The organism is Vibrio lamellibrachiae, from assembly GCF_050337265.1.
Lineage (GTDB): Bacteria > Pseudomonadota > Gammaproteobacteria > Enterobacterales > Vibrionaceae > Vibrio > Vibrio kyushuensis.
Map to the genome: position 1 here is coordinate 149426 of NZ_JAKJSU010000006.1, position 11557 is coordinate 160982.

Consider the following 11557-nt stretch of genomic DNA (forward strand, 5'->3'; position numbering starts at 1 on the left):
TAGAGTATTAAGACTAAAAAACTTTTAAGTGGATTATTTTTAGTGAAATAGTCTAGATGTTATGGGCTTGTTTCATTTTTTGAGCGAACAGTTGTGATATGAAAGGAGTGGTATTTGTTAAAGATTTGAATTTTTAATGCTTAGAAATAACAAAAGGGCTGGAAAACCAGCCCTTTAAAGATCGTAATTATATTGAATTAGAATCTGTGAGTATACTGAACACCAAATAGCATCGCTGTTGCTTTTGTTGTTGTATCAAGCGTTAAAGTTTGGCCTGAGGCACTGATAGTGTCTTGAACGCTAGTATCTTCACCTACTAGGTAAGTAAAGCCAAGATCAAGTGTTTGATCTTTGTTGAAGTGGTAACTTGCACCAGCTGAGAACCATTGGCGGTCTGAATCAGGTACTGATACTGAAGTTAGCTCATTCTGTACGCCTTCATCGAACATGTAGCCGATACGTGCTTCCCAGTTTTGGTTGATGTAGTAAGTACCACCAATTGAGTAATGGAAAGTATCTTGCCACTTGTAATCTTTGATGTTTGTACCATCAGTTGTTACAAGTGCATCAAAGTCGCTCCAGCTGATGTATTGAATGCTGTAGTGAACCGCGAATTTTGTGTCTTCAATGCGGTGGTAACCAGAGAACTCTGCCATTGAAGGCAGTGGCATTTTTAGATCGCCAATATTATCGTTACCAGCGTATGAAACAGTACCACTTGCTTCAATTTCAGGGCTATAGTGGTAGCTCAAACCGAAACGGTTGTTTTCATCCAGTTCATAAACAGCACCAAGGTTGAAACCAACCCCCCAACCTGATGCATCGACATCCATTAGGTTCTGAGTAGATGTTTGACCTGTTGCTGTTGATGAACCAGGAGCACCTAGTTCAACATTCATCGTTGTATCACGCTTTAGTTCACCTTCACCGTGAATAATGTCAATGCCAGCACCGATGCTCCACTGATCATTAATTCGGTATGAACCAGCAATTAGTAGGTTCATTGAAGTTACGTTAGTAGTACCGCCGAACGCATCTGCACCAGGAACGGCCGCCAGTGGATTATTCGAACCATCAACGTATAAATTACCAGTTTCTGAACCCCAGTTGTTATCAAACTCATTCGTTGTACCGAAGTTTGAGTATGCACCAAAACCAACCGCGAATTTATCGTTAATAGGGACTGCAACGAAAAGGTTTGGAACAATTGAAGTTGCGTCATTGGTTGTATCGGCAATTGCTACTGGGCCGCCTGAAACAGGTGAAGTGTAATTAGTACCTGTAATGTCAACTTCTGAGCTGATGACGTTAACGCCTAGAGATAGTTCTGTGCGATCAAAAAGCGCAAGAGCGGCGGCGTTACGAGACATAGCTGAAGCGTTATCTGCGATAACTGCATCACCAGCGAATGCACGGCCAAGACCGGTTGCTGATTGAGAGTTAAGTTGGAAACCTGCTGCTGTTACTTGCGCAGAGGCAAGAGAAGCTGAGGCGATGGTCACTGCTAGAAGCGATTTTTTAAACAGACGCGAGTTGTTCATAGTTGCTTTTTCCTTTTTGTAATATTCGCCTCTAGTTGGGCGATATATTTGAGCAAATGCTCAGTTGGTGGCTGATCCTAGACTCAAGTATATAGCAAAGAAATCCGACCACTGAGAAATTTGGTGGTAAAATTAACGAAATGATGGCGAACTGACACGAAAAAGCGAATAAAACACTGTTTTTAGAGTTTTGACTCTATAAAATAGGCAAAAAAATGGCCCCAATATGAAACTGGAGCCATTGACTGGTAATAATTAGCTTATTGGGTGGAGATCACCATAGAGGCGAGCTTTTCGGCTATTTTAGCGACATCTTCGCCTTCTTCTCCAACAATAACCATACTGGAATTATTGATAGGCTCGACGATGCCTGTCATCCCTTTTTTAGTAAACTCGTTACGATCTTGTTCAAAGATGTTGGTCACAAATAGCGTGACTCTTCCTTTTTCACCTTTGAACACCATGTGCATCGCATTCGAGTCACCAAACCCGCAATGATTTAGGTAATAGACATGGTATGGGAAGTCTTGATCAAACTTAACGTTAAAAGGCTGCATTTTAACGTTAATCTGATATGAGCCAACGCGTTCATCTAAAGGATCGATAAAATCCTTTTCATTAATAACGTGCTCCATTGCCGTGCTGGCCAAGCTAGCTTGAGCGGGTGAAACAAGCACATTGCCCCAATTCAGCTGGCCTGCGAATAAACCAACCGCAAACGCGACAGAAGCAGCTAACGCCATTGAACGTTTAGAAAAGCTAGGGCGAATAACATTTGAGTCGTCGCTAGGTTGATTAAATAAGATTTTATCAGCCAGTCCATCTGGCGCATCCACTTTCATCGCGTTTAAAATTTGCGCGTCGAGATCCAGAGCTTCATCTAAAAACTTACTGTTTGCCTCGCTGGCGCTGATCGCTTCTAAAATGTCGTTATCCCTGAATTTAGGGTCCGACATAATATGGCGGCGAAATTCTAAATCATCCATTTTGCTGCCCTCTGGTTGACTGCGATGAATCCATCATCTCTTTTAATTGATTACGAGCTCTGAATAAGCGTGTCATTACCGTGTTTTTATTGAGATCCAGTATCGAACCGATCTCTTCACCGCTGAATCCCCCCACTACTTGTAAGAAGAGTGGCTCTCGGTATTCAACATCCAATTTCATAATCAGCTTTTGTAGCCATTCAGACTGATGATGTGAATCATCGCTGACGACCGCATCATTACCGTAATCATCAATATCGACAAGATCGAATTGCTTTCGCTCAAAGCGCCTCGCGTTCTCACGTCTTAATATTGTGATGAGCCATGACTTGGCTGCCTTTTCATCTTGCAAGCTATCCAAAGATTTCCATGCTCTTAAGCAGGTTTCTTGGACGAGATCTTCCGCTATGCTCTTATCTTTACAGAGCCAAAATCCGTAGCGAAACAGGTCAAGGTGATAGGCGCGTACAAGTGCTTCGTACTTTCGTTGCTTATCCATATCAGAGTTGACCGTACGTTTTGGTTTTTTCTTTCCAAACATTTCGATTATTGACACTTAAGTCTCCATCTAGGGGTCAATGAGTTCAAACTTGAGATTAATTGATCTAACTCAAAATCTTATACCTTATTGTAGCTATAGTACAACCTGTCATCTAGTTAGCTCTATGAGCTAGCGTGTTGAGCAAGATGACACTTCCTTTTGAAGGCTGACTTTACTTTCTCCTAATCAGGAAACTGATTTTTACAATTGGCGTTAAGTTAATTGCTTTATACATTCCAACCACACAGCTTTGTGTGGTTTTTTTTACCTGTTTCTTCTCTTTTCCTTACTTTACCTTCTGTTCGCCCACTTACTTTCTCCTCTTTCCTACCTCTATTCCATCTTCTATTTATTCCCCTCCTATTCCTTGATTTCGAGTTCTATACTGCTTACATCACGTTTATTCAAACGAGCGTTTGATTGTGTTAACAATTTCGTTACAATGCATCAGGTCTGACCTCTAATCTTTGATGGGGTATGTAAGGAGAACTAATGGGCAAGCCAAACAATATTAATAAGCAAATTCTGCAAACACGTTCCGGTGAACGCATTGCTATCGTTGCGGGTCTTAGAACCCCGTTCGCTCGTCAAAGTACTGAGTTTGGTCACGTGCCAGCTGTCGATCTTGGAAAGATGGTGGTCAGTGAAATGATAGCTCGTAGTGAAGTTCCGCCAGAGCTAATCGATCAAGTTGTTTTTGGACAAGTGGTTCAAATGCCTGAAGCGCCAAATATTGCGCGTGAGATTGTATTGGGAACAGGCATGAATGTTCATACTGACGCGTACAGTGTTACTCGCGCCTGTGCGACGAGCTTTCAATCGGCAGTCAATGTCGCTGAAAGTATTGTTTCTGGTACGGTTGATATTGGTATCGCTGGCGGTGCTGATTCCTCTTCTGTTCTGCCTATTGGTGTCTCAAAAAAATTGGCGTCTAATTTACTAGCGCTGAGTAAAACCAAAACAGTGGGTCAAAAGCTAAAGATTCTTAAAAGCTTATCTCTAAAAGACCTTGTTCCGGTTCCCCCTGCAGTTGCTGAATACTCAACTGGAATTTCGATGGGCCAAACGGCTGAACAAATGGCCAAAAGTCATAGTATCTCTCGAGCCGATCAAGATGCTTTAGCGCATCGTTCGCATACCTTGGCAGCTAAAGCATGGGAAGACGGAAAGATTCAAGGCGAGGTGATGACTGCATTTCCTGAACCTTACAAAAAGTGGATAGACAAAGATAACAATATTCGTCTTGATTCAACGCTTGAAAGCTATGCCAAGCTGCGCCCTGCATTTGACCGTCAATACGGTTCAGTGACGGCGGCAAACAGTACACCATTAACTGATGGTGCTGCGGCTGTAATGTTAATGAGGGAAGGGCGAGCTAAAGAGTTAGGTCTTGAAGTGATGGGCTATATACGTTCTTACGCTTTCTCAGCCATTGGTGTTGAAAAAGACATGTTGATGGGGCCATCGTTTGCAACGCCATTAGCACTTGCTCGCGCTGGTATTGAACTATCAGATCTGACTTTAATTGACATGCATGAAGCCTTTGCTGCTCAAGCGCTTTCTAATGTCAAAATGTTCGCCAGTGATTCATTTGCACAGGAGCATTTAGGCCGAGGCAAAGCGATTGGCGAAATAGATATGGATAAGTTCAACGTACTGGGTGGCTCGCTCGCTTATGGTCACCCGTTTGCTGCAACTGGCGCTCGAATGATGACTCAAACGTTGCGTGAATTAAAACGTCGTGGTGGTGGGTTAGCACTTAATACGGCTTGTGCGGCTGGTGGATTAGGCGCGGCAATGATTTTGGAGGTTGAATAATGTCTGACACTAAAGCGTTCCACCTGAAAGTGGATGAAAACAATTCGGGTGAAAAGAAGGTAGCTTGGTTATCTATTGATGTTCCAGGCGAAAAGATGAACACCCTTCAAGCAGCTTTTGCTTCTGAAATGAAGGACATACTGGTTGAGCTAGAGTCCTACCAAAATGAATTAAAAGGTGTGATTCTTTACTCAGAAAAGCCTGACAACTTTGTTGCAGGTGCCGATATTCGTATGTTGGCTGCCTGTACAACAGCAAAAGAAGCCGAAGCATTAGCCAAGCAAGGCCAAGAGATGTTTCAAGCTTTGTCTGATCTGCCATACCCTGTAGTGGCCGCAATTCATGGCCCTTGTTTAGGTGGTGGATTAGAGCTTGCCTTAGCGTGTGATTACCGAGTTTGTACCGATGATGATAAAACACGATTAGGTCTTCCAGAAGTGCAACTCGGCTTATTGCCGGGATCTGGTGGTACACAGCGTTTACCAAGACTCATTGGGTTATTGCCTTCTTTAGATATGATTCTTACGGGCAAACAGCTTCGAGCTAAAAAAGCGAAAAAGCTTGGTGTTGTCGATGCTTGTGTCCCTCAAAGTATTCTATTTGATGTTGCTCTGTCACTATTAGACAAAGCTTCAAACAAAAAAGCATCGAAAGATAAAGCTCAGAAGGCGTCGACTAAAGAGAAGTTGATGTCTAAGACGGGCTTAGGTCGTAAGGTAATATTTGAACAAGCTGCGAAGAAGACACACCAAAAAACACGGGGTAATTATCCTGCCGCTGATAGCATTTTGGAAGTCATTCGTCACGGTCTAGAGAAAGGTCTAAAAAAAGGCTTTGAGCTAGAAGCAAAGCGTTTTGGTGAACTTGTAATGACAGAGCAATCAAAAGCTCTGCGTTCTATATTCTTCGCCACAACAGAAATGAAAAAAGAAAATGGCAGTGACGCGGAACCCTCAGCCACAGAACGCGTTGCCATATTAGGCGGCGGTTTGATGGGCGCGGGCATCGGTCATGTGACGGTCACTAAAGCAAAACTGCCAGTACGCATTAAAGATGTCTCGAATGATGGGGTGTTAAATGCACTTAAGTACAATAACAAACTGCTAGATAAACAGCGCAAACGTCGAATTATTTCCAAAGCTCAGCAACAGTCTCAAATGATGAAAATTTCAGGCGGAATTGATTTTGCACGCTTCGAGCAAATGGATGTTGTTATTGAAGCGGTATTTGAAGATTTGTCTTTAAAGCAGCAGATGGTTGCCGATGTAGAGAGTAATTCGAAAGATAGCACCATTTTCGCGACAAATACGTCATCGTTGCCGATTGCTAAGATCGCTGAAAAAGCCGTTCGTCCGCAAAATGTTATTGGGTTGCATTACTTCAGCCCTGTAGAAAAAATGCCACTGGTAGAAGTTATTCCGCATGAAACGACCAGCGATGAAACCATCTCAACGGTTGTTGCGCTAGCTAAAAAGCAGGGTAAAACGCCAATCGTTGTTAAAGATTGTGCCGGTTTTTATGTAAACCGTATTCTTGCACCTTATATGAATGAAGCCGCTGAAGTATTGCTATCTGGTGAGCCGATTGAGCACTTAGATAAATCACTGCTTAATTTTGGTTTCCCTGTAGGCCCGATTACTCTTCTTGATGAAGTGGGTATTGATGTCGGCTCTAAGATCATGCCTATCTTGGTTGCTGAGTTAGGCGAACGATTCAAAGGCCCAGATGTATTTGACACCTTACTTAACGATGGGCGTAAAGGTCGTAAGAGCAAGAAAGGCTTCTACTCTTATAAGGGTAAGAAAAAGGATGTCGATAAGTCAGTTTATAAATTGCTTAAACTAACACCGCAGCAGCGTTTAAGTGAGAAAGATATCGCGATTCGTTGTACGTTATTGATGCTTAACGAAGCAGTACGCTGTTTAGATGAAGGCATCATTCATAGTGCGAGAGATGGCGATATTGGTGCGATTTTTGGTATTGGCTTCCCACCGTTCTTAGGCGGTCCATTCCGCTATATTGATAAGCTTGGCGTAAAAACCGTGGTTGAAATGCTAAATGACCATGCTGAAAAGTATGGCAGTCGTTTTGCACCATGCGATGGTCTATTAACCAGAGCAGGCCTTGATCAATCTTTTTATAGCTAATTATTATTTAAGCGGTATCAATAAGTTGCTTGGAATGAAAGGTGAACGTTAATCGTTCGCCTTTTTTATTATTGAGAGTTATTATCAATACATAATATTAGAATTAGAAGAAAGGACTCCAAATGGACGCTCTCGATTTACTGCTCAACCGTCGTTCAATTGCAAAGTTAATGGCGCCTGCTCCAGAGGGGAACGCACTTGAAAATATCATCAAAGCTGGGTTACGTGCCCCTGATCATGCGGCATTAACTCCTTGGCATTTTGTTATTGCCCAAGGGGAGGGGTTAAACAAGCTCTCTTCTATTTTAGAGCAAGCGGCTTTGAATGAAGGAAGTGACAACGCAGTGGTTGAGAAATCCAAGAAGGCGCCATTTCGCGCACCAATGGTGATCACTGTAATTGCTCGAATTACTGAACATGAAAAAGTCCCGGCTATCGAACAAGTGATTTCAGCAGGCTGTGCGGTACAAGCGATGCAGATGGCCGCTGTAGCTCAAGGTTTTCAAGGTTTTTGGCGCTCAGGAAAGTGGATGTTTGACGCTAGCGTTAAGCAGTCATTAGGTGCAAGAGAAGAAGATGAAATCGTCGGGTTCTTGTATCTTGGTACCCCAGGGTGTACAGCAATGAAAGTACCTGAAAGAGAGCTGTCCAAGTTTGTAGAATACCTCTAACACTAAAGCTTCTCTTTGGTGATTTTAGAATAAATGAAAGCGCGAGTCTGCTTTAGTTGGCATCACTCGCGCTTTTCTTTTCTAGCTCTACGAAATTCAGCTCTATGAGATTAAGCCCTGTGAGATAGCGCTAGATGGAAAAACCTATTTCGGCATTGTAAAGGCGATAACAAAATCGATAAATAAGCGAACTTTTTCTGGTAAGTGCTCTTTGTGGTTATAAAGCATGTAAATGTCTCTTGGGTTAGCACTCCAATCTTGTAGCACTCTTACCAAGCTTCCACTCTCAATATACTCTTTAAGCATGACATCTGGCATTAGCGTGATTCCTAAGCCATCTGAACAGGCACAGCGAACAATGTTAAGCGTACTGGCCTGAAAACGGCCTTTATCATTATTAACAACGGTTTCCCCTGATTGATTGGAGAGCTGCCAACGAATAAGTGGGTGTCCTTTTAATAAAGAGTGCTCGGTGAGTTCTTCAGCGTGCTTTGGCTCAGAAACTGAAGCTAGGTATTCAGGGCTTGCGACCAAAATATCTTCAACTTCATTTATTTTACGGGCAATAAGGCTCGAATCTCGTTGTGGTCCGACTCGAAAAATGACGTCCCATTCCGTTGGTTCGAGCTGGTCAGCGTGGTTACTTGTCGCAAGTTCGATATTAATATCAGGAAACTGTTTCATGAACGCATTAAACATCGGCATCCACATGCGTTTTGTCAGATTGGAAGGCGCTGAAATACGAATTTTTCCCGCGGCCCCTCGGCACTCATCGGTGAGTTCTTCCGCTGTAGAAGCTAAACGCTGCAATAGCGGAGAACATTCTTGGAAAAAACGTTCCCCTGCTTCTGTTAAGGAAAGTTTACGCGCATGGCGATTAAGCAATCGAAGGTTAAGTGACTCTTCTAAAGCCTGTATCCGTCTAGTTATTGTTGCAACCGGCACTAAGGTTTTACGAGAAGTTGCCGTGTAGCTCCCATTCTCAACAACAAGTCTAAAGAGATTTAAGTCATCTAATTTCATTATTTAGGCCACACAATTTTGCAAGTAAAGATAATCTATACGCTAATCAATCACTAAAGTTTGAGACACGTCAACAAGTGTCGAGAAATGTGATATTGGTACATATAGTATGCAACTCTGCTGAAAAGTGGAAGATTTGTATAAATCGTCTTTCAGAGCTACTTTTTATAGAGTGATGTGTATAGCTAACAAAAATAACAATAGCAATGATGACGTTAGTTTATTTGGAGATATGAGGCGAAAGCTTATGTACAAAAGTCATAATACGGCTACGGTGCATTCGGCATACCCGGCACCTAATAAGAAACTTATTTTACTCGTGGATGACGATCCTATTTTTCGTCGGATCACGAGTGGGTATCTTGAGAGCCAAGGGTACGACATCGTAGAAGCCGAAAACGGACTCGAAGGGCTGCAAAAGCTTCGAGTAGATGAACCAGATTTGATTATTTGCGATCTTGCAATGCCAATTTTAAATGGTATTGAATTTGCGGAAGAGGTGAGCCTAGAGTATCCCTCATTACCATTGATTGTGGTCTCTGCCACCGACGATATGTCGGATGTCGCTAAAGCACTTAAATTTGGTATTAAAGATTTCCTACCAAAACCAATGACCAATTTTGAGCACTTAGGTAGTGCCATTGAAAGTACGATGGAAGACAGTTCTGATCATATGTCGGATATGCGGGATTTCTCAACCCAGTGGTTTCAGGTCGATGGCGGCGGTGATATGCCAGAAGAGCAAGAGTTACACTGGCATTTAGAATACTTACAAGAGAACCCTAGTGCGGCGCGAGATCTATTGCATGCATTGCTTCCAGATAAAGACACCTCTCAAGGAATTTGGAAGTGTAATTACCGGCTACTTCAATCAACCGATGTTATGCCGTTGGTCTTTGATTATGCATGGTTAATGAACGGGCAGTTTGTTTTCTATCTGGTAGATGCATCGTCCAGTGAAGAGCACGGCGCTGCTACGACGCTTTTGGTTCGTGCTCTATTTCATGATTATCTACGTAATCTGAAGTGCTTTAATGCCGATCTAAAAGATTTGAGTGCGATAATCGAGAAGGGCATAGAGTGCTCTGAGTGTGCAAAACCAGTCAACGCGTTATTTGGTATTGCTGACCTGTCTGAAGGCTCACTGACTATCTTGCCCGCGGGCTTAGAAGGGCAGTGGTCAAACGGTTATATATCTCAGCATATCTCTGGGGGAGTAAAGTTAGGCGAAAGTTGCAATAAGAACTTCATGACCTCTGATTTATCTATTAATAGTGCGTGTCAGCTTTCGTTAAGTAAGCTTGGCGTTAGTAGCTTCACGTTAGATATCTATCAGGGAGCAAATGCATAGAGGGAAGGTAGCCTATTTATATATCTAGTGAAGACATATGATTTTAATGAAAGCTTAAATACCAACAAATAACCCCAACGTTTGTTGGTATTTGTCTTTGTGGTGATGAGCTATAGTGCGCGCACAACAATAATGACTCAATTATTTAGCAACTATTTAACTTGTAGCGAAGGTCGAGTCATAAAGTCAACTTTCAACACTAGAGCAGCAAAATCATGGCAGACAATAACTTTAAAGAACCTTATAATATCTTCTACTTTTTGGGATTCCTTCTGGTCTTTCTAATTCCATTAACCCCTATGTTGATTACCCTGTGTCGTGTTTTATAGAGTTGTTTCTAGCTCTTATAGTAAAGCAGCACTATTAGGTTAAGTATTTCGGAGTTCACCATCAATATTCGACACATTTTCCTCAATATTGTTGGTGGCTTAAGTTTACTGCTAGGTTTACTTGGCGTGATCGTTCCTCTTCTGCCTACCACACCATTTATTATACTGGCTAGCGCGTGTTTTATGCGCAGCAGTCCAAGGTTCCATCAATGGTTACATCAGCATCCTACCTTAGGCCCTATCCTGATTAATTGGCACCAACATCGTGGTGTATCTTTGAAAGTTAAGCAGCGTGGTGCGGTCATGATTATCCTTAGTTTTTCGTTCTCTATTTGGGTCATTCCCCATGTTTGGTTAAATGCCGCTCTATTGATATTCATGTTTGTCTTGTTAGCGTGGTTTATCCGTTTACCTGTGATAGAGTCGCTTGAAGGCACTAACGAAAGCCACTAAAATTAACTATGCCTGCTCAATGAGTGGGCGTTTGTATTTTCTATAGCAACTGGTTACGCCATTTGTTGCATTGTAATTAATGCTGATAAGCCCTTGAGATAAAATGACTTGGGCGAGTTGGCCAATCCAAAGTAAGTTGAATTATGACTACCGAAACAATTTCATTGATTAAATCTAGTATCAAAAGCATCCCTGATTACCCAAAGAAAGGCATTTTATTTCGTGACGTAACCAGCCTAATGGAAGATGCACAGGCATACCGAGCGACAATCCAACTGCTTGTAGAAAAATACAAAGACATGGGCTTCACCAAAATTGTGGGTACTGAAGCTCGCGGTTTCCTTTTCGGCGCACCACTAGCGTTAGAGCTTGGCGTGGCGTTTATTCCTGTACGTAAACCAGGAAAGCTACCACGTGCAACCATTGCTCAATCTTATGAGCTTGAGTACGGCACAGATACGTTAGAAATCCACACAGATGCCATTGTTGAAGGCGATAAAGTATTGATGGTGGATGATCTGCTTGCAACTGGCGGCACAATTGAAGCGACAACGATATTAATTCGTCGTTTAGGTGGTGTTGTTGAACATGCTGCGTTTGTGATTAACCTGCCTGAAATTGGCGGAGATAAGCGTTTAGCTGACTTAGATTTAGACGTTTACAGCATTTGTGACTTCGAAGGCCACTAATTAGCTTG

Annotated in this window: 10 protein-coding genes; 6 read left to right on the top strand and 4 right to left on the bottom strand. The window is 42.4% G+C overall.

Features of this window, described 5'->3' with window-relative positions; genetic code table 11:
- Positions 1-197: 197 nt before the first annotated feature.
- From L4C54_RS09880 to L4C54_RS09890, 3 genes are all read right to left on the bottom strand, one after another.
- A complete protein-coding gene (locus L4C54_RS09880) occupies positions 198-1541 on the bottom strand; it encodes an outer membrane protein transport protein (protein WP_428808044.1) in 1344 nt (447 codons plus the stop codon).
- Between the two features lie 260 nt (positions 1542-1801).
- Positions 1802-2527 carry a DUF3379 domain-containing protein gene (locus tag L4C54_RS09885; RefSeq protein WP_428808045.1) on the bottom strand — a complete coding sequence of 242 codons (726 nt, stop codon included), beginning with the start codon at positions 2525-2527 and terminating at the stop codon, positions 1802-1804.
- Complete coding sequence (locus tag L4C54_RS09890; RefSeq protein WP_428802539.1) at positions 2520-3068, bottom strand: sigma-70 family RNA polymerase sigma factor; 549 nt, start codon at positions 3066-3068, stop codon at positions 2520-2522. The genes L4C54_RS09885 and L4C54_RS09890 overlap by 8 nt, the downstream gene beginning before the upstream one ends.
- Before the next feature lie 492 nt (positions 3069-3560).
- Here L4C54_RS09890 and fadI point away from each other — a divergent pair, with 492 nt between their 5' ends.
- From fadI to L4C54_RS09905, 3 genes are all read left to right on the top strand, one after another.
- Positions 3561-4886 (top strand): acetyl-CoA C-acyltransferase FadI, encoded by a 1326-nt coding sequence (fadI, locus tag L4C54_RS09895; protein WP_428808046.1) that lies wholly within the window; start codon positions 3561-3563, stop codon positions 4884-4886.
- The gene (fadJ, locus tag L4C54_RS09900; protein ID WP_428808047.1) at positions 4886-7033 is read left to right on the top strand and encodes a fatty acid oxidation complex subunit alpha FadJ; all 2148 of its coding nucleotides are present in this window, start codon (positions 4886-4888) and stop codon (positions 7031-7033) included. The genes fadI and fadJ overlap by 1 nt, the downstream gene beginning before the upstream one ends.
- 122 nt (positions 7034-7155) lie before the next feature.
- Positions 7156-7704: an NAD(P)H nitroreductase gene (locus tag L4C54_RS09905; protein ID WP_428808048.1), complete on the top strand. Its 549-nt coding sequence runs from the start codon at positions 7156-7158 to the stop codon at positions 7702-7704.
- A gap of 144 nt (positions 7705-7848) precedes the next feature.
- Here the strand turns inward: L4C54_RS09905 and L4C54_RS09910 are convergent, their stop codons facing one another.
- The gene (locus L4C54_RS09910; RefSeq protein WP_428802486.1) at positions 7849-8727 is read right to left on the bottom strand and encodes a LysR family transcriptional regulator; all 879 of its coding nucleotides are present in this window, start codon (positions 8725-8727) and stop codon (positions 7849-7851) included.
- Positions 8728-8974: 247 nt separating this feature from the next.
- Here L4C54_RS09910 and L4C54_RS09915 point away from each other — a divergent pair, with 247 nt between their 5' ends.
- From L4C54_RS09915 to apt, 3 genes are all read left to right on the top strand, one after another.
- Positions 8975-10078, top strand: a complete 1104-nt coding sequence (locus tag L4C54_RS09915) for a response regulator (protein ID WP_428802485.1) — start codon at positions 8975-8977, stop codon at positions 10076-10078.
- 374 nt (positions 10079-10452) lie between these two features.
- Positions 10453-10860 (top strand): YbaN family protein, encoded by a 408-nt coding sequence (locus tag L4C54_RS09920; protein WP_428808285.1) that lies wholly within the window; start codon positions 10453-10455, stop codon positions 10858-10860.
- 143 nt (positions 10861-11003) lie between these two features.
- Positions 11004-11549, top strand: coding sequence for an adenine phosphoribosyltransferase (apt, locus tag L4C54_RS09925; RefSeq protein ID WP_428802484.1), 546 nt, complete (start codon positions 11004-11006; stop codon positions 11547-11549).
- Positions 11550-11557: the final 8 nt, after the last annotated feature.